The organism is Bacillus sp. FSL W8-0519, from assembly GCF_038005585.1.
Classification (GTDB): Bacteria; Bacillota; Bacilli; order Bacillales; family Bacillaceae_G; genus Bacillus_A; species Bacillus_A paranthracis.
On the sequence record NZ_JBBOTL010000001.1, the window covers coordinates 3,599,180 to 3,623,304 of the forward strand.

Genomic DNA, 24,125 nt, shown 5'->3' on the forward strand with positions numbered 1-24,125 from the left:
ATTATTCCACCTCAATCGGCTCTTCAACTAATTCTCCGTTAAGAGACCAAGTTTTTGCATCCGTTACTTTTACTTTCACAAGCTGACCAATTAAAGACTTTGGAGCAACAAAGTTTACAAGTTTATTTGTACGAGTATAACCTGCAAGTACTTCTGGATTATTTTTACTCTCTCCATCAACTAACACTTCTACAATTTGACCTTTATAACGATTATTCTTTTCAATTGCCAATTTATTTACTAATGCATTTAAGCGTTGAAGACGTTCTTTCTTTACTTCCATCGGTACATTGTCTTTCATTTTTGCAGCTGGTGTACCTTCACGCGGAGAATAAATAAAGGTAAAGGCAGTATCAAACCCTACTTCACGATATAACGACATCGTTTCTTCAAATTGCTCATCTGTTTCATTCGGGAAACCGACAATAATATCAGTTGTTAATACCGCGTTTGGAATTGCTTCTTTAATTTTTCTTACAAGCTCTAAATAATGCTCACGTGAATATTTACGCGCCATAATTTTTAACATTTCTGTGCTTCCAGATTGAACTGGTAAGTGAATATGTTCTACTAAGTTGCCACCTTTTCCAAGCACTTCAATTAAGTGATCATCGAAATCGCGTGGATGGCTCGTTGTAAAACGAATACGGGCAATATCAACTTTACGGAGCTCGTCCATTAAATTGCCAAGACCGTATTCTATATCTTCAAAGTCTTTACCATATGCATTTACGTTCTGTCCAAGTAACGTAATTTCTTTATAACCATTCGCAGCTAAATGACGAATCTCTTGGATAATGTCTTCTGGACGTCTGCTTCGCTCTTTTCCGCGTGTATACGGTACGATACAATATGTACAGAACTTATCACAGCCATACATAATATTTACCCAAGCTTTAATATCACCACGACGTACTTTCGGAAGATTTTCAATTACGTCTCCTTCTTTGGACCAAACTTCAACTACCGTCTCCTTCGAGAACATTGCATCTTTTAGAATGTACGGTAATCTATGAATATTATGCGTTCCAAACACCATATCTACATGCTGATTTTTTTGCATAATTTTATTTACAACAGATTCCTCTTGGGACATACAACCACATACACCAATTAAAAGATCAGGATTTCTTCGTTTTAGTGCCTTTAAATGCCCTAGTTCACCGAACACTTTATTTTCAGCATTTTCACGAATAGCACAAGTATTTAATAATACTACATCTGCTTCTTCAGTTGAAAAGGTTGGTTCATATCCAAGTGCAGTGAAAATACCCGCCATTACTTCTGTATCGTGCTCATTCATTTGACAACCATATGTACGAATATAAAACTTTCTTCCTGTACCGAAATTGCGAAACTCTTCAGGTAAGCCAAAATCCCGTTCAATTTTAACTTCTTCTTTCCCTCGCTTTTTCGCGTCTTTTAAGGAAGGTGGTTGGTATACACTTTCAAAGTATTTGCTATAATCTTTCTCTTCTTTTTTCGTAGAGGAATTCACTTGTTGACTTGCTAATCGTTGTTGCTCGTTCATCGGTAATCTCCTTTCACCCTTAACTATACACACTTTATAGTCCATTTTAATGCGCTTAGACCCACCTCAAAAATGGTTAGATAGCTTGAGAGATACTTGTCCTTTGAAACTTGAGTAATCAATCTAATCATCTATAAGAATGAAGTCTTCCCCACACAAATAGACATTCCCTTTTTGTATTTCTTTTGTCCTACTCAAAAGCATATTGCTTTATCCCTATACACATTACCATAGTATGAAGTGTTTCGCCAATTTTTACAAAGAAGAAGGCTTATCCTATTATTACATTTCCTAGTTAATGAACATGCAATTTTCATACAACGATTTATATATTATTTTACCATTCTGAATTTTCTAAGTAAATAAGACTACCTTATATTTTCACTCATAAAAAAAGGTTGCCAAATGGCAACCTCCTCTTCTTATATTACATAAATTCAGCAACAAGTTCATCAAACATTTTTTGATCCATATTTAAATCAGATTGCACTAAAGGCTTCTCACTATATCCTTTTACTAGTTCTTGGTATGAAGGTTGCGCTGTATTTTGATAAATTAACCCTGTTACTAATCCGTTGTTTTCCATTAATGTTTGCATAGCCATCATGCGATTAGACGGATCATATCCCTCTACCGTACTTAGTTTTGTTAAATTCTCTTTAAACCAATCGTAAGTATTTACTTTATTGTAAGTAACACATGGGCTGAATACGTTAATTAATGAAAATCCTTTATGGTTAATACCAGCTTCAATAATTTGTGTTAATTCTTTTAAATCACTTGAAAAGCTTTGTGCCACAAATGTTGCACCAGCTGTTAAAGCCATTTCCATAACATTTAGTGACGGTTCAATTGAACCTTGTGGTGTACTTTTCGTTTTAAATCCAGCTTCACTACGTGGTGAAGTTTGCCCTTTTGTTAATCCATAAATTTGGTTATCCATTACGATGTACGTAATGTCAATGTTACGACGAATAGAATGGATCGTATGTCCCATACCAATCGCAAATCCATCACCGTCACCACCTGATGCGATAACTGTTAAATCACGGTTTGCCATTTTTACACCTTGTGCAATTGGAAGGGCACGACCATGAATACTATGCACACCATATGAATTAATATAACCTGAAATACGACCTGAACAGCCGATACCAGAAATAACAGCAAGTTCATCTGGATTTAAGCCAACGTTAGCTGCCGCACGTTGAATTGCAGCTTGCACCGAGAAGTCTCCGCAACCTGGGCACCAGTTTGGTTTTACACTGTTACGAAAGTCCTTAAATGTTGCCATTTAATACAACCCCTTTTTTGCATTCGTTGTAAATCTCTTTCGGCAAGAATGGGTTCCCATCATATTTTAAAAGACTAGAAATTTTCTCACCGTTACCAAGATTCATTTTCATAATGTTAGCAAGTTGACCTGTTGCATTGTTTTCTACCACTACAACACGCTTCGCATTTTTCACAAGTGGATCGATTTCAGCTGTTGGGAACGGGTGAATTAAACGCACATGAGCATGGTTTACTTTCATACCCTCTTGTTCTAAGCGCTCCATTGCTTCTTCGATCGCACCACGAGTTGAGTTAAATCCAACAAGCAATACGTCTGCTTCTTCATGCTTAACATTTTTATAAACAGGGGTATTAAACTTCAAGTTCTCCATTTTACGGAAACGTTTGTCCATTTGATCTTTACGGTTTAATGCTGATTCAGATGGTTTACCAGTTTCATCATGTTCTACACCTGTAACATGGTGAACACCATTTTTCATACCAGGTAAAACACGTGGTGAAACGCCATCTTCTGTTACTTCATAACGCTTGAAGTATGCTTTATTTTCACGTTCTGGTAATTCCGCTTCTAAATCAAGCTTACCACGACGAATTTCCACTTTATCTAACTTAAGTGGTTCTACTGTCTGTTTCCCTAAAGAAAGCTGTAAATCTGTTAAGAAAATAACAGGTACTTGATATTCTTCAGATAAGTTAAACGCTTCTACAATATCATAGAAAGCTTCTTCCACTGTACTTGGCGCCATTACGATTTTTGGAATTTCACCGTGCGTACCGTAAATCATTGCCATTAAATCAGACTGCTCTTGTTTCGTTGGTAATCCTGTACTTGGACCACCACGTTGTGTATCAACAATTACTAATGGCGTTTCTGTAATACCTGCTAAACCAATCGCTTCCATCATTAAAGATAGACCTGGACCAGCAGATGCAGTTAATGTACGAACACCAGCATAGTTTGCACCGATTGCCATTGTACAAGCTGCAATTTCATCCTCAGTTTGGATTACTGTTCCGCCGACTTTTGGCAATTTTTTAATTAAGTATTCCATAATTTCAGATGCAGGTGTAATTGGATATGCAGACATAAAGCGAGCACCACCAGCTACTGCACCAAATGCGATCGCATCGTTCCCAATCATAAACATGCGCTTCTGACCATCAGCTTTTTCAAGCTGCATCATGTTTACTTTCTCACCTAGTAACTCTTTCATATATTGAGAGCCGCGCTTAATTGCGTCCATGTTCTTTTGAACGACTTGCTCTCCTTTACGACCAAAGATCTCTTCAACAACATCTAAATAAGCTGTTTCATCTAATCCTAATACCGCACTTGATGCTCCAACAGCAACCATGTTTTTCATTAATGATGTGCCTAATTCTGATGCAATATCTGTAAACGGTATCACATATAGATTTACATCTGTATTGTCAGGTATTGTCGGATTAAATTTCGCATCTGCAACTACAATCCCGCCCGGACGTAGTTCGTGGAAGTTAAAATCAATTGTTTCTTGATCAAAAGCAATTAAAATATCTAAATCATCTGAGATCGCGCGTACTTCTGTTGTACTTACACGAATTTTATTATTTGTATGGCCGCCTTTTATACGTGATGAGAAGTGGCGGTAACCGTATAGGTAATATCCTAATCGGTTTAATGCAATACAGAAGATTTCTCCTGTACTTTCAATTCCTTCACCTTGTTGGCCTCCAACTTTCCATGAAAGTTGACTAATCATCTCCTACACCCCTTTTGGCTGCATTCATTGTAGTGTATTTTTTTACAGTAATAGTTTAGCATTTTTTATGCAAATAAACTACAATGGACGCAAATTATGCCTCTTCTGATTTCCCTGAATCTTTAGTATAAAGCTATTTTGTTTTTCATTCTAGTATTAGGTCTTAAAAAAAGCAATAATATCAAATGAATTAATTCTAATTTTTCTGGATTTTTAAAACAAAAATTTTAAAAGCTTATATGTTCAACAAAATTATCATATAAAAATCGCTCTACAGTAGATGCAGCATAGTGTTTACAAAGCTCGTTCATTACATTTTCATAATCTCGATACGCTGATACATTTACAACTGTTTCTACTATCCCATCAAAATCAGAACCAAACCCTATATTGTTCTCTCCACCTAATGAACAAATATATTCGATATGTCTTACTATATCTGCTACATTCGCTTGTTTTTCATTTGTTAGAAACTGCGGTACAAAAGTGACACCGATCATGCCATTTCGCTTTATAAGAGCTTTAAGTTGTTCATCGTTTAAATTACGTGGGTGCTGACAAAGTTTCATACAATTTGAGTGGGAAGCAATAGGATTTTTTGCAATTTCAATCACATCCCAAAAACTTCTTTCATTCAAATGAGACACATCAGTCCATACATGTAACGCATTCAGTTCTTGTACAACATGTTTACCAGAAGTCGTTAAACCTGCCCCACGTGTCTCTAGCGCACCATCAGCTAATAGATTGGCATAATTCCATGTTAGTCCAAAGGAACGTACTCCTAGGCGATACAACAACCGTAATTTCATTGCATCTTTTCCAATTGCTTCGCATCCTTCTAATGTTAATATCGCTCCAATCTCGTCCTGTTTTAACATGTTCATATCATCTTTTGTCTGAATAAACTTCACACCTGGTAAGGATAAAATTTCATTATAAAAAATATCTACCATTTGCAATGCTACTTCAAATCGGTTTTCATATGCCACTGTTTCTGGCACATATATAGCAAAACATTGTATACTTCCTTTTCTGTTCTTTAACTGTTCAAATGTAATATGTAATTGCGAATCATGTTTAAAATCCTTTCTCCCTTGTGCACTCCATAACTGAAGAAGCACATCACAATGAGCATCAAAAATTTTCATTTTCATTCCTCCATTATAAAAACAACCTGTTTGCATACTGCAAACAGGTTGTTTAAACTTAACGAGGTTCTACAATTAATTTTATTGCTGTACGTTCTTCCCCATCAATCATGATATCCGTAAACGCTGGGATACAAATCAGGTCCAAACCACTAGGCGCTACAAATCCTCTTGCAATTGCTACTGCCTTTACCGCTTGGTTCAATGCACCTGCACCAATGGCTTGAATTTCTGCTGTTCCGCGTTCGCGAATAACACCTGCAAGTGCACCAGCTACAGAATTAGGGACCGACGTTGCTTTAACTTTTAATATTTCCATTCCGCGTTTCCTCCTCGTTTCTATAAAAAGTATTAGCAATTATTTCACTTTAACTTATATTCACGAGGAATGACACGTATTCCTGCTAAATTTCTGTAATTTTTCTAAAAAATTAAAAAATAATAATTTATCTAAATTTTAATAGGAATTACTCAAAAAATGGCTGATCATCATTAATTAAGATACGCTCAATTTTCTTCGCTTTTCCCGTATTAGGGTCCACATCAATTAGCACTGCACTTAATTGTGTTCTACCATTTGTCACTTCAAATCGTACTGGTAAGTTTGTTAAAAACTTCTTCAATACTGCTTCTCGGTCCATACCTAAAATTCCATCGTACGGCCCTGTCATACCAACATCTGTGATATATGCCGTTCCGCTTGGTAAAATGCGATTATCTGCTGTAGGAACATGCGTATGTGTACCTACTACCGCTGTAGCACGACCATCTACATACCAACCTAACGCTTGTTTTTCGCTTGTAGTTTCCGCATGGAAATCAACAAAAATAATATTCGTACGTTTTTTCGCAATGTTAATTAATTCATCCACTTTACGGAATGGACAATCAATTGGAGGAAGGAACGTACGTCCTTGTAAGTTAATAACTGCAACTTCTGTTCCATTACAGTTCACAAAAATAAGCCCTTTTCCTGGAGTGCCTTCTGGGAAGTTAGCTGGTCTTGCAAGATATTTTGCATCATCAATAAATTCAAATACTTCACGGTTATCCCAAGCGTGATTTCCAAGTGTAACCGCTTGTGCTCCGCATTCTAAAAAGTTTCGGTATATTTTTTCCGTAATTCCACGTCCACCTGCTGCATTTTCCCCATTAATAATGGTTACTGTAGGTGTATATTTCTTCTTTAATGCCGGTACGTATTGTTGAATCATACCTCTACCAGGAGATCCTACTACATCCCCAACAAATAATATTCTCATATGTCTTACCCTTCCTATGTACTACATTTTTTATTACTATAGCTTCAAGTAATTATCTTACAATATATTTATTATAAGTTTGTTTCACTTGTATGCTAGGTATAACTAATTTCCTTTATTTTAACCAATTCCAACACAAAAAAATAAAGTGGTGTTTCACCACTTTATTTTGCGTATTCCACTGCGCGTGTTTCACGAATAACAGTTACTTTAATATGCCCTGGGTAATCCAGTTCATTTTCAATACGTTTTCGAATATCACGAGCTAAACGATGAGCTTCTAAATCATCAATTGTATCTGGTTTTACCAGAATACGAACTTCTCGTCCTGCTTGAATTGCGAAAGATTTTTCTACGCCTTCATAAGACTCTGAAATCTCTTCTAACTTTTCAAGACGACGAATATAGTTCTCAAGTGTTTCACTACGAGCTCCAGGTCTTGCAGCTGATAATGCATCTGCTGCTGCAACTAAAACTGCAATGATAGAAGTTGGTTCTGTGTCTCCATGGTGAGATGCAATACTGTTTATAACTACAGGATGCTCTTTATATTTCGTTGCGAGTTCAACACCAATTTCAACGTGGCTACCTTCTACTTCATGGTCAATCGCTTTACCGATATCATGTAATAGACCAGCACGTCTTGCTAGTTTTTCATCCTCACCAAGCTCTGCTGCCATAAGTCCAGTTAAATATGCAACTTCCATAGAGTGTTTTAAGACGTTTTGCCCGTAACTTGTACGGTATTTTAAACGACCTAAAATCTTAATTAAATCTGGATGTAAACCGTGAACACCCACTTCAAACGTTGTTTGCTCTCCGACTTCACGAATATACTCGTCCACTTCACGTCTTGATTTTTCGACCATCTCTTCAATACGCGCTGGGTGAATACGTCCGTCCTGTACTAGTTTATCAAGAGCGATACGAGCTGTTTCACGACGAATTGGGTCGAATCCAGAAAGGATAACCGCTTCTGGTGTATCATCGATAATTAGGTCAATACCTGTTAACGTTTCTAACGTACGAATATTTCGACCTTCACGTCCGATAATACGTCCCTTCATTTCGTCATTTGGAAGATTTACAACCGAAACGGTTGTTTCAGCAACATGATCAGCTGCACATCTCTGCATTGCAAGAGATAAAATCTCTTTTGCTTTCTTATCTGCTTCTTCTTTCGCACGAACTTCACTTTCTTTTACCATTACGGCAATTTCATGAGAAACTTCACTTTCTACTTTACCAAGAATAATTGCTTTCGCTTGTTCGCGTGTCAGATTGGAAATGCGCTCTAATTCTGTTTGTTGCTTTTGAACTAACTCTCCCACTTTGCTTTCCAACTCTTCAATCTGTTGTTGTCTCGCTACAAGAGAATCCTCTTTCTTTTCTAACTGTTGCTCGCGTTTATCGAGCGTTTCGTCTTTACGATCAAGGTTCTCTTCTTTTTGCATTAAACGATTTTCTTGTTTTTGTAATTCGCTTCTACGGTCACGAATTTCTAATTCAGCTTCTGTACGAAGTGTATGAATTTCATCCTTTGCTTCTAAAAGCGCTTCTTTCTTAAGTGCTTCAGCTTCACGATTCGCTTCATCTATAATACGTTTCGCTTCATTAGCTGCACCATTAATCTTCGCTTCAGCAATAGACTTTCGAACAAAAAAGCCAACAACTGCACCGACTGTTGCAAGCAAAATGGAGATGAGTATCCAAACTGCAGTACTACTCATGATTTCACCTCCCCTTGCTATGAATGAAAAAAGACTGTCGGCATGTACATTGAATAACAACATACAGCAAAGACCGTCGTCCCGCTTTTTTAAGGGACTTTCTTCATTTCACAATTAAAATGTCATATTATTATTTCGGCAAGATTTAAGTCTTACTCCGAATATTACTTCTCTTCTTGAGAAGAGTGTTTCGTATATAAGAAAAAATATACATTCTCATTGTATCTATCGCAATTTTCATTGTCAAGCGTTGTCTACTTTTACTTTCTTTACCTTCAGCTCTAATTTATATAGGAATTTAAAAAGCAGAGAGCATATTATCCTGGAAAACCTTAGTAAATTCCAGTTTATTCATGTAAAACACGCATATATCCCTCTGTACACATACTGTTTTAGATGGATTAAATATTTTATCTCCAACGATATACAACGCTTTCATAATGATACAAAAATAAAAGACACGAAGCCGTGTCTTTTATCCCACTTTAATCAAGAAGACTTGGATCTTCCATATCTTCAGCACCTGAATCTTCGCTAATTCCGTGATGCTCACGAATAAAGAAGGCAATTTCTTCTCTTAAATCCGTATTTTCTTTTAAGAACTGCTTCGAATTTTCACGACCTTGTCCTAAGCGTTCTTCATTATAAGAGTACCAAGCACCGCTCTTTTGAACGATATCAAGTTCAGAAGCCATATCTAAGATTTCACCTTCTCTTGAAATACCTTCTCCGTACATAATATCAACTTCCGCAACACGGAATGGTGGTGCCACTTTATTTTTAACTACTTTTACTTTTGTTTTATTACCAACAATGTCGTTACCTTGTTTTAATTGCTCCGCACGACGTACTTCAAGACGAACAGTTGAATAGAATTTCAACGCACGACCACCTGGAGTTGTTTCTGGCACTATCTATAGATTTTCCATCTCTATAGTCCGGACTATCTCTTCATCTCTTTACAGAGAGCCTTGCACTTCCAGCAGTAGCCTATCATCTGCCGTACCCTACTCAGTTAACTAAAAGTTCTTTTCGGTAGTCTCTACACCTTCCCCATATCACTATGGAGCTTGGCACGGTATTACCCTAAATAATGGTGGGCTTCACCGTTAGCAACTATATGGATAGTTACACCCTTAGGCAATAAGGTTCACAAGGTTTTTAACATGCTATCACTAGCAAGGGAAACCCATGGTAAACTCCTTAATCTTTACGATTAAGCAACTTGTAGTTGATTTCCGAACATAACCCCAACTTTTTCACGAATTTGGTTAATAAAGATTGCGATTGTTTTTGATTTATTGATTGCACCTGAAAGTTTACGAAGTGCTTGAGACATTAAACGAGCTTGTAAACCTACGTGTGAGTCACCCATGTCTCCTTCAATCTCAGCTTTCGGTACAAGAGCTGCTACAGAGTCAATTACGATAATATCAACCGCACCACTTCGTACAAGTGCTTCTGCGATTTCTAAACCTTGCTCCCCTGTATCAGGTTGTGATAATAGTAATTCATCGATGTTAACACCTAATTTTTGTGCATATACAGGATCCATTGCATGCTCCGCATCGATGAATGCTGCTTGTCCACCTTGACGCTGTACCTCTGCAATTGCATGTAATGAAACTGTTGTTTTACCTGAACTCTCAGGTCCATAAATCTCGATAATACGGCCACGTGGGTATCCGCCTACCCCTAATGCCACATCAAGTGCTAAAGAACCACTAGAAACTGTAGAAACTCTACGCTCCGCTTGTTCTCCTAATTTCATAATTGAACCTTTACCGAATTGCTTCTCTATTTGTTTTAACGCCATATCTAATGCCGCTTGACGATCACTCATTCAAAATTCCTCCTTAACTGAATTGCTAATCTTATTATACCTATTTTCAATTCAATTTGCCAACAAAAATCGAACATTTATTCGATTTTTTTATTTTTCATTAAATATAACCACATTTAACCATTAAAAAAAGCTAAAAGAGACTTATATCTCTTCTAGCTTTTTATACAAATGATAAAATCCATATTTTGCTGAGCGTTCCCTAATTTGTTGACGACTTCCGCTTAAATTTAGAGGAAAGACTACAGTTGGTTCATCTTTCATCGCCAATCCAACAAATACAGTTCCCGGCTCTTTATGTTCTGAAGCATCTGGTCCTGCTACCCCAGTGAAACTAATTCCGATATCCGCTTTTAATAATTCTCTAACATTTTCAGCAAGATAACGAGCACATTCTTTACTAACTGCACCGTCAGTAGACAAGACTTCCTCAGGTACATGTAATACATGTTGCTTCACATCATTATGGTAACAAATGACACCGCCTTTAAATACGGAAGACACACCAGCGTTTTCTGTTACTTGATTACCAAAGAGACCACCTGTTAAACTTTCCGCACACGCTAAAGTTAATCCTTTTTTCTTCAATAACTCTATCGCCTTATAATGTAGAAACTCTTGGTCATACCCGTAGAAAAATTCTCCAACTCTTTCTAAAATCAAATCTTCCACATGCTGAATGAGTTTCTCCGCTTCATGAACATTTTGATGTTTAGCCGTTAAACGTAATGTCACTTCTCCATCATTGGCAAGCGGGGCGATTGTCGGATTCGTTTGTCCATCAATTAAATCTTGAACTTTCACCTCTAATTGAGATTCCCCAATTCCGAAAAAGCGAAGCACGCGAGAATAAATGTTTTCTCCTGTTGTAAAGTTACGTAAAAAAGGCTCCACATAACTTACATACATCGGCTTCATTTCTTTCGGTGGTCCTGGTAATAAAATATAAACTTTTCCGTTCTTATTTAATCCCATACCAGGTGCCATACCGTGATCATTTGCAAATACAGTCGCTCCATCCAAAACGAGCGCCTGCTTTTTATTATTCTCCGTGAACTCTCGACCTGTTCGCTTAAAGTAATCGCTTATTGATGCCAATGCCTTTTCATCATATACAAGCTCTTCCGCTAAGCTAGACGCAATTGTTTCCTTCGTCAAATCATCTTTTGTCGGTCCTAATCCACCTGTAAAAATAAGCATGTCCGCACGTTCTTCTGCAACTTCAATCGCCTGCTGTAATCGTTTGTTATTATCTCCAACTACAGTATGGTAGTACACATTAATGCCAATTGAAGCTAACTTTTCAGATAAAAACTGGGCGTTCGTATTTGCAATTTGTCCAAGTAATAATTCTGTTCCAACCGCAATAATTTCAGCATTCATCCCAATTCCCCCATAAACTTCTATTTTGAGTTTACAAAAGCAGCTCTATTTTTCCAGAAATAATCCCATCCTGAAATAACAGTAAAAATTAATGCAATCCATATAAAGATATCAGCAACTGGAATATGGATTAAATTTAAAGGTACATCGTGTAATAAATATGCCGCAATCGCGATGATTTGTGTCCACGTCTTAATTTTCCCTAGCTGATTTGCCGCAACTACTTCCCCTGTTCCAGCAAGTACAAGACGTAAACCAGTGACCGCAAACTCACGGCTTATAATGACAATAACGATCCAAGCAGGTACGTATTGCATCTCAACTAACGTGATAAGTGCCGCTGAAACAAGTAATTTATCAGCTAACGGGTCAAGGAACTTCCCTAAATTCGTTACAAGATTATACTTTCTTGCGTAATGTCCATCAATCCAATCTGTAGCCGAAGCAACAATAAAGATAAGCGCTCCTATTAAATGTTGAATTGGTAAATCAACATCACCAATTGTGTATGAACCCCAATCAAAGGGCGCTAACATAATTACCATAAAAATTGGAATTAAGCAGATTCTAGATATTGTAATTTTATTTGGTAAATTCACAGCTATTCCTCCATCATATCAAAAACATTTGTTCATTGAAAAAAGTCATCGAAGCGATGACTGTTATTGTGCAGGTTGCTCTATCCCTAGATTTTTAATCAAGAATTTTTGATGATAATTCTCTTCTGGATTCAACGGGAATGTAACCACTTGGCCATTTAATTTAAATTCAACATTCGGTGCACTTCCTATATTAAGGTTTACCACTTTCGCTGTTGATAAATCATATTTTTGAGTTTGACCTTCCTCTATTGTTCCACTAAAGATATCATTTCCTGCCTCATTTTTAATACCTACATAACTTGCACCTTTTGTTGTAATTTCTAATTCTAACGTTTTATTGTTATGAATTTCCAAAGTGGACTCCTTACCAGTTGTCCCAACTACTTTGATTTCTTGTTGTCCTGTTGGTTGCGCTGGTTGTTCTTCTTTCTTTGGCTCTTCTTTTTTCGATTCTTCTTTTTTTGGTTCCTCTTTTTTCGGCTCTTCCGCTTTCACTTCATCTTTCTTCGTATCTAACGGAGAATTTTCCGCTTTTTTAACTTCAATTTTCTCACTTTGAGCATTCGGAACCTTCTCATCACCTTTTCCAGTTAACGCTTGGAAAATAAACCAAATTACCACTCCAACTGCGATTACTAGCAGCGCAACTAAGATTTTCGGCATATGATCTGCAATTGGCCATGATGAAGATTTCTGCATTGTTTCTTGTGTTTTTTGTCCGGTTGACACTTGTGGAACGTCGCGTTTTTCAGATTGTGGTATCGTACTCTGATATTCTACAAGCAGTTCCTCTCCATTTAATCCAACCGCATCTGCGTATTGTTTAATGAATGCACGCGCATAAAAAGCTCCTGGCAATACATCATAATTGCCTTCCTCAATTGCTACTAAATGGCGTTTTTGAATTTTTGTAATCTCATGCAGCTGATCAATAGACAAGCCTTTCGTTCCTCTTGCTTCTTTCAGCTTTTGTCCTAATTCTGTCACTACTAACACCTCAATATTTCTTTAAAAGTCAAACATAGAGAAATTATTTTGCGTACCTTGCTCAATTTCATCTACTAAATTATATTGAATTTCTTCATCATAATCGTTACGCAACTCGATAATATAATCAAAATCATCCAATGTGTATTCTGACTGACTCACAAATACGTCAGGATGTTCCACAACTTTCGTTGCAGGCAATCTCATAATTTCACGAACAAGCTGCCAATGCCTTTCGTTAGCACGCTTTGTTGACACGATTCCATCTAAGATGAAAATATTGTCGTCGCTATACTCATCTTCAATCAATTGACTACGAACAGTTTGCTTAATAAGAGTAGACGATACAAATAACCATCTTTTATTTGCACAAACACTTGCGGCAACAATGGATTCTGTTTTTCCAACACGAGGCATTCCTCGTATACCAATTAGCTTATGGCCTTCTTTTTTCATTATTTCAGCCATAAAGTCTACAAGTAACCCTAATTCATCACGCACAAACCGAAATGTCTTCTTATCATCTGCATCTCGTTGTATGTACCTACCATGTCTAACCGCTAGCTTATCTCTTAGCTTTGGCGGACGATATTTCGTTACCGTTATGTTATCCATCGTATTTAAAATTGATTCTAGTCTAGAGATTTGCTCTTGATTATCACACATAAGGAGTAATCCACGCCTTGCATTATCTACACCATTAATTGTGACAATATTAATGCCGAGCATACCGATTAACGAAGAAACGTCACCAAGCAAGCCAGGTCGGTTTTTATGTATTTCATATTCAAAATACCATTCAATCATCCAAGATCACTCCCCTTGCTTACTTTACACCTACGTACTATATTATATGATTTCACCTTAATAGGGAAGCTAAATGTATAATCTATCCCTTTCAATTATTATACAAAAAAAATAGAGAGGAGAATCCCCTCTCTATTTTTTACTTATGTTGTACAAACTTTACCATTAAGTTTGCGATTGTATGTTGCTCTTGTTCGTCAGCAACTTTCCAAAGTTCAGCTAATAATTTCTCTTGATCGTTGCGTGCTTCTACTTCATTTGCTAAATAATCACCAACACGAAATGCCATATCTGATACAGCACCACCATCAAGACCTTTTCCTTGCGCTTGTTCTAAACGTTCTCCTAAAAAGCTCTTCCATTGATCAAAATTATCTAAAACTGACATGTGTAAGCACCTCACTACTTAGTAATAGAATCATGCTTAATTTGTACAGTTTTTCATTTTTTATGTAAGAAATTTTTAGCAATGCCACCCGCCATTTACTCCAATAATTTGTCCAGTTATATAAGATGCACCTGGTGATACGAGAAATGACACAGTTTTTGCTACTTCTTCCGGTAATCCTAATCGTCCTAACGGAATCTCTTCCGCAATTTCATTCTTATCCTCTTCTGAAAATACGTTTAACATTTCCGTTTCAATTGCACCTGGCGCCACCGCGTTCACTCTTATTCCACTTAATGAAACCTCTTTTGCTAAAGCTTTCACATATGAATTTTGCGCACCTTTTACCATCGAGTAAAGAACTTCACATGACGCGCCAATTTGTCCCCATATAGACGAAACAAGTACAATATTACCGCTTCTCCGTTGAATCATAGATGGCAATGCCATCGATAATAATTTATAGATACTCTTCACTTGAAGTTCTACCATATCATTCAATTCATCGTTCGTTACATCTGTTACGAGTCCAAAAATACTCTTCCCAGCTGCATATACGATAACATCAAGAGGATGTTCAATTTGTTTCCACAATTGCTCTGCTCCATCAGTAGAAGCTAAATTTGCTTGAACAGGAATTACTTCACCCCATTCTTTCTGCAACTCATTCACTTTCTCTTCACTGTTATTATAATGAACATATACTGTATATCCATCTTGAATTAATTGTTTCGAAATAGCAGAGCCAATCCCTCCGCTCCCTCCAGTTACTAATGCATACTTTTTCATACAATTCCTCTCTTATCTCAACAAAATCTTTTTTCTACAAATAAATAATACCCTCATCTTACAATTTATCAATGATAAGATGAAGGTATTATTATAAAATCTTTTATTTTTTCGGTAAAACCTGGCAAACACTCATTTTTTCTTCTGATAATAGTAATTTGGCTACTTCTTGTAAATCTTGAACAGTTAAACTTTCTAATACAGTCAATGCATCAAACAGACTCGACTCATTAAACGCATATCGTGTAAATTGATTTGCAATATATTCCGGTGAATTCAAGGAACGTAAAAAGCCGCCTATTTTCTTTTTCTTTACTCGTTCTAATGCCGCCTCATCTAATTGATCATAATTTGTATTTAATAAAATACCTTTTAAACGCTCTTCCAGCTCATCAGGTTGCTTCGTATCGCCGCCAACCATTGCAAAACCGAAGTTATTCTCTTCCGTATAATCATATGAGAACGAATCATCAATGAGTCCTTCGTTATATAAAGATTCGTAATGAACGGAGCTTTTTCCAAATAAATAATCTAGAAGTAACGTAAGCGCAATTTCTTGTTTTAAAAGGGCTTCCCCTTTTTCTTTTAAGTTTGTCGCTTTAATACCAACTAAACATTTCGGAGTTTGTACAGGCATTGAAATAATTTTCTTCTTTTCATTTACCGCATCTGGTTCTTCTTCAAATGAACGTACTATTTCTGGTTGGTTTTTGTAATCTTTTTTTGCTTGATTTTCACGTATCAAATCCATCGTTTTCTCTGGATCAATTGCACCTACAACAAACATCAACATATTACTTGGATGATAAAATGTTTCATAACATTCATATAGTAGGTCTTTCGTAATTTTACTAATAGACTCGATTGTACCTGCAATATCAATTTTAATCGGGTGCTTTACAAACAAGCTATCAATTAATCCAAAGTATAAGCGCCAATCTGGATTATCTTGATACATTTGAATTTCTTGCCCAATAATACCCTTCTCTTTTTCAACTGTTTTTTCAGAGAAGTAAGGCTCTTGTACGAAATTTAACAATGTATTTAAATTTTGTTCTACATTTGATGTACACGAAAAAAGGTAAGCTGTTCTTGTAAAAGATGTGAAAGCATTTGCCGATGCCCCTTGTTTACTAAACAATTGGAACGCATCATGATCTTCTTTTTCAAATAGTTTATGCTCAAGAAAATGAGCAATCCCATCCGGCACACGAATCATTTCTTCTTTACCTAGTGGTACGAATGTATTATCCACAGAACCATATTTTGTCGTAAACGTTGCAAATGTTTTATTAAATCCTTGCTTCGGTAAAATATATACATCTAATCCATTAGGAAGTTTTTCATAATAGAGTGTCTCTTTTAATTGCTCATAAACAATTTTCTCCATTTATTCTCCCTCCGTTCCGTGTAAAAAGTAAATTGTATCTAATTCAATATTTTTAGCAACTTTCACAATCTCTTCTTTCGTCACACTTTCAATACCTGTAAGCCATTCTTCAACCGGACGCGTACGATCTGAAATAATACCATGATACAGCATTTCCACAAATCCACGCGGTGTATCAATTGCTTCTAATATTTGATTTCGAATAACACTTTTCGTTTGATGCATCTCTTCTTCAGAAAAATCACCATTTTGCATTGCAAGCATTTGCTCTTTAATAATCTCAACCGCTTTTTCATAATTTTTCGCTTCGATTCCTGACATGACAAATAATAAACCTTTATGACTTTCAAAGCGAGATGCTGCATAGTACGCTAAACTATTTTTTTCACGAACATTAACGAATAACTTCGAATGAGAAAATCCTCCAAACAATCCATTAAACAATTGCAGCGCAAAATAATCTTCGTCTTTATACGTAATAAATGTACGATATCCGATGTGTAATTTACTTTGTTTTAATTCTTGTTTTTCCACAACTTCTTTTTCTTCATTATTTCTCTTATGAAGAAGTACATTTCTTTCCCTCACAGGACGTGCTGAAATAGAAAAATACTTACTTACAAGATCAACTGCGTTTTCTGAAATATCACCAATAATGTATAGGTCCATTTCATCTTCCGCTAACACTTTTTGATAATATTGATACAAACTTTCATTTGTAATAGAAGAAACACTCTCTTTTTTCCCATTTGCGCTTAAACGATACGGTTCTACTTTGCACATTTCTTCAATTAAACGCTCGTTTGCATAACGCATTTTATCATCATACGTCGCTTCAATTCGTTGTAAGAGCGCTCTCTTTTCACTGTCTACAATAGAAGGCAGAAAACCATTCCCCTCTTTCGCTGGATGTAAAACGATATCCGATAACATAGAAAGCGCTTTTTCAAATAACGGTGGTGCATCATGTAAATATACTTCATTTGCAATGTCTACATAAATAGAGATGATATGATCTTCTCCTTTTTTACTTACATCTACTGCCAAAGAAGATCCGTATAATTCTTCTAAATATTGACGAAGACGAATTACAGAAGGAAGCTTTTCTGTCGCACTTTGCAATACGTATGGCAATAGGGCACGCTCTGTCACCGTCTCCTCATTTAAAGGTGCTTTCAAACGAAATACAAATGTATTTGTTTTATATTTATCAGTTGGAATAATATGTACTCGTAAACCACCTAACTCATGTAACTGTTGTTCCATCAGTTTCATTTATAGCCCTCCTTTACGTATATAGGAATATTCCTCTTCAATATACAGTTTTTAGAAATGAAAAATCAACTTTTCTTCCTCACTATACTTACATTAGGCCCTTTCTAAAAACTGTAATATGTAAGGAACATAGTAAAATTCCGTATTAAATATAGTCTATGTAAAAAAGCCCGCACTAATGTGCGAGCTTTTTTTATACTTATCGTTTTCCTTTTTCATAAGGAGTTCCTAATGCTTTTGGAGCTTCAGAACGACCTACAAAACCAACAAGCGCTAATATTGTGAATACATACGGCAATATCGTTAAGAATACACTTGGAATTTCTTTTAGTACTGGAATTGTACCGCCTGTTATTCCTAATGATTGAGCAAATCCGAAGAACAGAGCCGCTCCAAGAGCACCGAGTGGATTCCATTTACCGAAAATCATTGCTGCTAACGCCAAGAAACCTTGTCCAGTAATTGTAGCACCTGAGAAGTTACCAGAAATCGACATAGCGAAGACCGCTCCACCAACTCCTGCAAACATTCCAGATATAGCAACTGCAATATAACGCATTTTATATACGTTAATCCCCATCGTATCCGCTGCCATTGGATGCTCACCAACCGCACGAAGACGAAGACCGAACGGCGTTTTATAAATGATATACCAAACGACAAACGCTAAAATAATAGCAATATATGATGTTAACGGTACATTAGAGAAAAAGATTTTTCCGATTACCGGAATATCCGAAAGACCCGGAACATCGATTTTTTCAATGCGGTATTGAATGAAATCAGTTTGTCCTTTGCCAAAGATTTTCTTAATCGCAAATACTGTTAAACCAAGTGCTAAGAAGTTAATTGCTACTCCGCTCACTACTTGATCTGCACGGAATGTAATGGATGCTACTGCGTGAAGAAGTGCAAACAATCCACTACCAATTGCTGCAAATAATAATGCAATCCAAGGAGTCATCGATCCCCACGTATCACCCATTAATAACGTTGTAACAATACCAATAAATGCACCAAATAACATTAAACCTTCTAACGCTATATTTACAACTCCAGAACGTTCACTGAACACTCCACCTAACGCCGTAAAAATAAGTGGCGCTGCCGTATATAACGTACCCGTCACAAGAATGGCTAAAATATCTAAAAAGCTCATTTATTTCCCCTCCTTGCTCATGCGTGTAAGTGCCCAGCGTAAAACATAACTGCACGCTACAAAGAAAATAATACATGCAATAATAACGTTAATTAACTCCGAAGGTACATCTGCTTCGAAATTCATTTGTGGTGCTGCACTTTTCAAACCACCAAACAGTAAAGCTGCTAATAGTATACCAAATGGATTATTTCCGCCTAAAAGTGCTACCGCAATCCCATCAAATCCAATACCAGTAAACGAAGACATTGCTGTCATACTTTGGAATGTCCCTAATCCTTCCATAGCTCCACCAATTCCTGCAAAAGCACCAGCAATTGTCATTGATAATACAACATTACGCGATACTTTCATTCCTGCGTATTGAGAGGCATTTTGGTTAAAACCAACCGATTTTAATTCATACCCTAACGTTGTTCTATCTAATAAGAACCACATTACAATCGCAATGATAATAGCCACAACAATTCCCCAGTGTAAACGAGATCCATCTGTCAATGAAGATAACCAATCAGAAGCTAACGAAGCACTTGCTTGTACGTCATAAGATTTTTCATTACCTTCGTGGATAAAACGTTTAATAAGATCATACGTAACATAAAGTGCAATGTAGTTCATCATAATTGTAACAATTACTTCATTTACTTTAAGTTTCCCTTTTAAATATCCAGGTATAAAGCCCCATAAACCGCCGACAATTGCCGCCACTAAAATAGATAACGGAATATGCAAAATTGCTGGTAACGACACTGCATATCCAAACCAAACAGCAGCGAGCCACCCAACTAATAACTGTCCTTCCACCCCAATATTGAAAAGACCTGTACGAAATGCAAATGCTACTGAAAGACCAGCTAATACAAGCGGAATCATCGTACGCAACGTCTCACCGATAGCTTGTGGATTGCCAACCATCCCTTCCCAAAGCGCGGCATATCCAACAATTGGATCATATCCACTAACTAACATTACAATGGCACCAACAAGTAAACCGAAAACTACGGATAACACAGGTACTAAAATATTAATTGTTCGTTCTGTTAAAAATTTTTTAGCCATTTGTGTTCACCTTCTCTTTCCCTGTCCCGCCGGCCATTAATAATCCAAGCTGTTGTTCATTTGTTTCTTTCGCATCCACAATTGCTACAATTTTCCCTTCATATATAACAGCCACTCGATCGCTTACATTTAAAATTTCATCCAGTTCTAAAGATAAAAGCAATACTCCCTTACCATTATCTCTCTGCTCAATTAATTTTTTATGAATAAATTCAATCGCACCTACATCTAAACCACGTGTCGGCTGTGCTGCAATTAGTAAATCTGGATTACGATCTACCTCACGTGCAATAATTGCCTTTTGTTGGTTTCCACCAGATAGAGCGCGAGCTAACGTTTGTTCACTAGGTGTACGTACATCAAACTGTTCAATAAGTGCTTTCGCTTTTTCTGTAATTTTACTAAAATTTAAAATCCCTTTCTTTGAAAATGGATTTTTATAGTATGTTTGTAAAACAATATTGTCCCGAACAGAAAAATCGAGAACAAGCCCGTGTTTATGACGGTCTTCAGGAATATGACCAATCCCCTCTTCTGTTATTCTTCGAACAGGCCAATTCGTTATTTCTTTTCCTTTAATTGCAATAGAACCTGACTCAACTTTTCGTAAACCAGTAATCGCCTCTATTAATTCACTTTGACCATTTCCATCAATCCCTGCAATCCCAACGATTTCTCCTGCACGAACAGTTAAGTCAAGGCCTTTTACAGCAGGTAACTTGCGCGTATCATGAACAATTAGGTTTGCAATAGATAGTACTTCTTCCATTGGTTTAGCTTCTATTTTTTCTGTTTTAAAATTCACTTGACGTCCGACCATTAACTCTGCAAGTTTATGCTCATCCGTTTCCGCTACATCAACAGTACCAATCCCCTTACCTTTACGAATAATTGTACAACGATCGCAAACTTCCATAATTTCTTTCAACTTATGTGTAATAAGGATAATAGATTTCCCCTCTTGCACAAGCTTTTTCATAATTTGAATCAACTCATGAATTTCTTGAGGAGTTAACACCGCGGTTGGCTCATCAAATATTAAAATCTCAGCACCACGATAAAGAGTCTTTAATATTTCAACCCTTTGCTGCATCCCAACAGAAATATCTTCAATTTTCGCATGTGGATCAACAGCTAAACCATACTGTTCAGATAATTGCTTAATTTCTTTTGCAGCCTCTTCAACAGCAATTTTCCCGTTTTTCTTCGGTTCATTTCCAAGAATAATATTCTCTGTAACTGTAAAATTATGAACAAGCATAAAATGCTGATGGACCATCCCAATACCAAGGTCATTTGCTATATTCGGATTTGTAATTTTAACAGGATTTCCTTTAATTTTAATCTCTCCCTGTTCTGGTTGATACAAACCGAACAACACATTCATCAGTGTTGATTTCCCTGCACCATTTTCTCCAAGTAAAGCATGTATCTCTCCCTGTTTTACTTGCAGCGTAATATCGTCATTCGCTACAATGCCTGGGAATACTTTTGTAATATTGTTCATCTCAATTACGTATTCCATTTTGTTCCTCCTTTTAGCAGGGAACACTCCCCAATTACACTCTATTAAAGATATTTTTATATATGCAAAGGTTAGTTCTATGAACTAACCTTTGCTATTTCTCTATTATTATTTCTTTAGAGAAGCTTCATATGCTTTATATTCTTCGTCAGTTGCAGGTACTTTAATTTCACCGTCAGTAATTTTCTTTTCGAACTCTTCTACTTTTGTTAAAATTTCTGGATTTACTTTTTTCACATTGTCAGTAGTTTTCGCGATACCAACACCGTCATCTTTTAAACCGAATTCTTCTACTTTACCGCCTTTTAATTTACCATCTTTCGCTTCTTGTGCTACTTTTGCTACTGCAACATCAACACGTTTTACCATAGAAGTTAAAGTTACGTTTTCAGGCATACCTTCTTGATTTTGGTCACGGTCAACACCGATTACCCAAACATTTTCACCTTTTTTCTTACGGTTTTTCGCTTCTGTGAATACACCGTTACCAGTTGCACCAGATGCATGATAAATTACGTCAACGCCTCCACCGTACATTGCTGAAGCTAATACTGATCCTTTTTCCGGCTTATCAAATGCATCAGCATATTGTGATACGATTTCAATATTTGGGTTTACTGCTTTTGCACCAGCTTTGAAACCTGATTCAAATTTTGTAATTAATGGACTCTTCACGCCACCAACAAAACCAACTTTATTTGATTTTGTCGTCATTGCTGCTACAGCACCAACTAGGAATGAACCTTCATGGTCTTTAAATGTAATACTTGTTACGTTTGGCTTTTCTACAACTGTATCTACAATCGCAAATTGCTCTTTTGGATACTGCTCAGCCACTTTTTCGATTGATTTTTCCATTAAGTAACCAATACCAAATGTTGTGTTATAATGATCTTTCGCAAACTTCGTTAAGTTCGGGATATAATCAGCATCTTTACTTGATTGAAGATAACGATATCCTTCATTTTTCTTTAAATTATTGTCTTTACCGAATTTCGTTAAACCTTCCCAAGCTGATTGGTTAAATGATTTGTCATCAACGCCCCCAACATCCGTAACCATACCAACTTTAAACTCTTTTTTGTCGCTACTCGCTTTATCCGAGTTACCACATGCACCTAACACCGCACTTGCTGCTAATGTTAATGATAATAAAAGACCTGTTTTTTTCTTCATACTAGAACCCCTCCTGAAATGATTTGTCTATTTTTTTATACGCTGCTGTCCCTAACTTCTTGCTGTCACCTCCCTAAAAAGGAACCTACCTACATACGTTTTCTTAATACGTGGAAGCTAAACTTATCAGCTCTAAAGTAATTGATAGAATATAAGATTGGCTCATCATTTTGATCATAGTGCATTTGTTTTAATACTAGCAGTGCCGTTTCCGGTTCACATTCCAAAATCGGTGAGATTTTCGGATGATAGCCAATTGGCTCAATATGAGCAACTGCGTATGTGATACGTTTGTGCGTATTGTTATGTATCACTGTAAGCAATGATTCTTCGTTGTATCCCGATAAATCTGGCAAGATTTCTTTTGCAAGTTTATCGATACAATATACAACAGGTTCCCCATCTGCTGTACGCACACGCTCAATCATCACTGCATTAAAACCATCTTCACTATTAAACTTCTCTTTTTCTTCTTCTGTTAAACTTGTTGTAGATGATGATAAAAAGATAGTTCCTGGTGTTTTCCCCACACTAGAAATCATATCTGTAATACTAGAAAGTTGTTCAATCCCAGAAGAAAATAACGGTTTTGCATTTACAAATGTTCCTACACCATGTCTACGAATGACAACATTTTCTTCTTCTAGAATACGCAGCGCTTCCCTTAAAGTCGCTCTACTTACGCCAAGTTCTTTCGCTAAATCAAACTCTGATGGCAACTTTTGTCTTTCTTTGTAAGCCCCATCTTTAATCTTTTCTTTGATGTGATCAATCACCCGTAAATATAGGTGACGACTATCGGATTTTACTGACATAAGACTCCCCCGCATTTCAATTATTCGACCTCTGATGTAAGACTTCTTTTCTCTTTTTTCAACTTACAACATAATAAAAATTGCTAAATACTAAAAATAAGCATAATTGTCGAATAAATATTAATAATTTTTTAAAATAAAATTTTCACTCTTTACTGCATAAAAAAAACTTTGCACCATAAACATTCCTCATAGCGAGAAAAAGTTCGGCACAA

At 36.5% G+C, this 24,125-nt stretch carries 20 protein-coding genes and 2 pseudogenes; all 22 read right to left on the reverse strand.

Annotated features, from left to right (window positions below; genetic code table 11):
* Position 1: 1 nt before the first annotated feature.
* On the reverse strand, positions 2–1,531 hold the full coding sequence (gene miaB, locus NST14_RS18780) for a tRNA (N6-isopentenyl adenosine(37)-C2)-methylthiotransferase MiaB (protein ID WP_229142886.1): 1,530 nt from the start codon (positions 1,529–1,531) through the stop codon (positions 2–4).
* Between the two features lie 427 nt (positions 1,532–1,958).
* On the reverse strand, positions 1,959–2,825 hold the full coding sequence (locus NST14_RS18785) for a 2-oxoacid:ferredoxin oxidoreductase subunit beta (RefSeq protein ID WP_000190154.1): 867 nt from the start codon (positions 2,823–2,825) through the stop codon (positions 1,959–1,961).
* The gene (locus NST14_RS18790; RefSeq protein WP_000625425.1) at positions 2,812–4,569 is read right to left on the reverse strand and encodes a 2-oxoacid:acceptor oxidoreductase subunit alpha; all 1,758 of its coding nucleotides are present in this window, start codon (positions 4,567–4,569) and stop codon (positions 2,812–2,814) included. The genes NST14_RS18785 and NST14_RS18790 overlap by 14 nt, the downstream gene beginning before the upstream one ends.
* 227 nt (positions 4,570–4,796) lie before the next feature.
* Entirely contained in the window at positions 4,797–5,720 is a 924-nt protein-coding gene (locus NST14_RS18795; protein ID WP_000688055.1) for a dipeptidase, read from the reverse strand.
* 58 nt (positions 5,721–5,778) lie between these two features.
* The gene (spoVS, locus tag NST14_RS18800; protein ID WP_000404341.1) at positions 5,779–6,039 is read right to left on the reverse strand and encodes a stage V sporulation protein SpoVS; all 261 of its coding nucleotides are present in this window, start codon (positions 6,037–6,039) and stop codon (positions 5,779–5,781) included.
* A gap of 148 nt (positions 6,040–6,187) precedes the next feature.
* Positions 6,188–6,982, reverse strand: a complete 795-nt coding sequence (locus NST14_RS18805) for a TIGR00282 family metallophosphoesterase (RefSeq protein WP_001221095.1) — start codon at positions 6,980–6,982, stop codon at positions 6,188–6,190.
* 164 nt (positions 6,983–7,146) lie between these two features.
* A complete protein-coding gene (rny, locus tag NST14_RS18810) occupies positions 7,147–8,712 on the reverse strand; it encodes a ribonuclease Y (protein WP_000099355.1) in 1,566 nt (521 codons plus the stop codon).
* A 485-nt stretch (positions 8,713–9,197) separates the two neighbouring features.
* A pseudogene (locus NST14_RS18815) lies at positions 9,198–9,620 on the reverse strand (recombinase RecA); the annotation flags it as partial.
* Between the two features lie 326 nt (positions 9,621–9,946).
* Positions 9,947–10,555 (reverse strand): annotated as a pseudogene (recA, locus tag NST14_RS18820) (recombinase RecA); the annotation flags it as partial.
* Positions 10,556–10,699: 144 nt separating this feature from the next.
* A complete protein-coding gene (gene cinA, locus NST14_RS18825) occupies positions 10,700–11,938 on the reverse strand; it encodes a competence/damage-inducible protein CinA (protein WP_098671492.1) in 1,239 nt (412 codons plus the stop codon).
* 20 nt (positions 11,939–11,958) lie between these two features.
* Positions 11,959–12,537, reverse strand: coding sequence for a CDP-diacylglycerol--glycerol-3-phosphate 3-phosphatidyltransferase (gene pgsA, locus NST14_RS18830; RefSeq protein WP_001052963.1), 579 nt, complete (start codon positions 12,535–12,537; stop codon positions 11,959–11,961).
* A 63-nt stretch (positions 12,538–12,600) separates the two neighbouring features.
* Positions 12,601–13,527: a helix-turn-helix domain-containing protein gene (locus tag NST14_RS18835; RefSeq protein WP_000137486.1), complete on the reverse strand. Its 927-nt coding sequence runs from the start codon at positions 13,525–13,527 to the stop codon at positions 12,601–12,603.
* Positions 13,528–13,548: 21 nt separating this feature from the next.
* The gene (locus NST14_RS18840) at positions 13,549–14,334 is read right to left on the reverse strand and encodes a DUF3388 domain-containing protein (RefSeq protein WP_000574107.1); all 786 of its coding nucleotides are present in this window, start codon (positions 14,332–14,334) and stop codon (positions 13,549–13,551) included.
* Between the two features lie 139 nt (positions 14,335–14,473).
* Entirely contained in the window at positions 14,474–14,722 is a 249-nt protein-coding gene (locus tag NST14_RS18845) for a DUF3243 domain-containing protein (protein ID WP_000114454.1), read from the reverse strand.
* A 75-nt stretch (positions 14,723–14,797) separates the two neighbouring features.
* Complete coding sequence (gene ymfI, locus NST14_RS18850; protein ID WP_000759622.1) at positions 14,798–15,511, reverse strand: elongation factor P 5-aminopentanone reductase; 714 nt, start codon at positions 15,509–15,511, stop codon at positions 14,798–14,800.
* Between the two features lie 103 nt (positions 15,512–15,614).
* Positions 15,615–16,901 (reverse strand): EF-P 5-aminopentanol modification-associated protein YfmH, encoded by a 1,287-nt coding sequence (gene yfmH, locus NST14_RS18855; protein WP_000411945.1) that lies wholly within the window; start codon positions 16,899–16,901, stop codon positions 15,615–15,617.
* Positions 16,902–18,176: an EF-P 5-aminopentanol modification-associated protein YfmF gene (yfmF, locus tag NST14_RS18860; RefSeq protein ID WP_229142887.1), complete on the reverse strand. Its 1,275-nt coding sequence runs from the start codon at positions 18,174–18,176 to the stop codon at positions 16,902–16,904.
* Between the two features lie 199 nt (positions 18,177–18,375).
* Positions 18,376–19,335: an ABC transporter permease gene (locus NST14_RS18865; protein WP_000008842.1), complete on the reverse strand. Its 960-nt coding sequence runs from the start codon at positions 19,333–19,335 to the stop codon at positions 18,376–18,378.
* On the reverse strand, positions 19,336–20,394 hold the full coding sequence (locus tag NST14_RS18870; protein WP_001074499.1) for an ABC transporter permease: 1,059 nt from the start codon (positions 20,392–20,394) through the stop codon (positions 19,336–19,338).
* Complete coding sequence (locus tag NST14_RS18875) at positions 20,387–21,919, reverse strand: ABC transporter ATP-binding protein (RefSeq protein ID WP_073535866.1); 1,533 nt, start codon at positions 21,917–21,919, stop codon at positions 20,387–20,389. The genes NST14_RS18870 and NST14_RS18875 overlap by 8 nt, the downstream gene beginning before the upstream one ends.
* A 108-nt stretch (positions 21,920–22,027) precedes the next feature.
* Complete coding sequence (locus tag NST14_RS18880) at positions 22,028–23,095, reverse strand: BMP family lipoprotein (protein WP_000730595.1); 1,068 nt, start codon at positions 23,093–23,095, stop codon at positions 22,028–22,030.
* Between the two features lie 89 nt (positions 23,096–23,184).
* Entirely contained in the window at positions 23,185–23,910 is a 726-nt protein-coding gene (locus tag NST14_RS18885) for a GntR family transcriptional regulator (RefSeq protein WP_000114176.1), read from the reverse strand.
* Positions 23,911–24,125 lie beyond the last annotated feature (215 nt).

Excerpts from the sequence above, each read along its gene's own strand:
- NST14_RS18885 (WP_000114176.1), bottom strand. The coding sequence starts at position 23,910 with ATGTCAGTAAAATCCGATAGTCGTCACCTATATTTACGGGTGATTGAT.
- yfmF (WP_229142887.1), bottom strand. The coding sequence starts at position 18,176 with ATGAAACTGATGGAACAACAGTTACATGAGTTAGGTGGTTTACGAGTA.
- NST14_RS18870 (WP_001074499.1), bottom strand. The coding sequence starts at position 20,394 with ATGGCTAAAAAATTTTTAACAGAACGAACAATTAATATTTTAGTACCT.
- NST14_RS18880 (WP_000730595.1), bottom strand. The coding sequence starts at position 23,095 with ATGAAGAAAAAAACAGGTCTTTTATTATCATTAACATTAGCAGCAAGT.
- NST14_RS18790 (WP_000625425.1), bottom strand. The coding sequence starts at position 4,569 with ATGATTAGTCAACTTTCATGGAAAGTTGGAGGCCAACAAGGTGAAGGA.
- ymfI (WP_000759622.1), bottom strand. The coding sequence starts at position 15,511 with ATGAAAAAGTATGCATTAGTAACTGGAGGGAGCGGAGGGATTGGCTCT.
- NST14_RS18845 (WP_000114454.1), bottom strand. The coding sequence starts at position 14,722 with ATGTCAGTTTTAGATAATTTTGATCAATGGAAGAGCTTTTTAGGAGAA.
- NST14_RS18865 (WP_000008842.1), bottom strand. The coding sequence starts at position 19,335 with ATGAGCTTTTTAGATATTTTAGCCATTCTTGTGACGGGTACGTTATAT.
- NST14_RS18795 (WP_000688055.1), bottom strand. The coding sequence starts at position 5,720 with ATGAAAATTTTTGATGCTCATTGTGATGTGCTTCTTCAGTTATGGAGT.
- NST14_RS18875 (WP_073535866.1), bottom strand. The coding sequence starts at position 21,919 with ATGGAATACGTAATTGAGATGAACAATATTACAAAAGTATTCCCAGGC.
- miaB (WP_229142886.1), bottom strand. The coding sequence starts at position 1,531 with ATGAACGAGCAACAACGATTAGCAAGTCAACAAGTGAATTCCTCTACG.
- spoVS (WP_000404341.1), bottom strand. The coding sequence starts at position 6,039 with ATGGAAATATTAAAAGTTAAAGCAACGTCGGTCCCTAATTCTGTAGCT.
- NST14_RS18840 (WP_000574107.1), bottom strand. The coding sequence starts at position 14,334 with ATGATTGAATGGTATTTTGAATATGAAATACATAAAAACCGACCTGGC.
- NST14_RS18805 (WP_001221095.1), bottom strand. The coding sequence starts at position 6,982 with ATGAGAATATTATTTGTTGGGGATGTAGTAGGATCTCCTGGTAGAGGT.
- rny (WP_000099355.1), bottom strand. The coding sequence starts at position 8,712 with ATGAGTAGTACTGCAGTTTGGATACTCATCTCCATTTTGCTTGCAACA.
- yfmH (WP_000411945.1), bottom strand. The coding sequence starts at position 16,901 with ATGGAGAAAATTGTTTATGAGCAATTAAAAGAGACACTCTATTATGAA.
- cinA (WP_098671492.1), bottom strand. The coding sequence starts at position 11,938 with ATGAATGCTGAAATTATTGCGGTTGGAACAGAATTATTACTTGGACAA.
- NST14_RS18785 (WP_000190154.1), bottom strand. The coding sequence starts at position 2,825 with ATGGCAACATTTAAGGACTTTCGTAACAGTGTAAAACCAAACTGGTGC.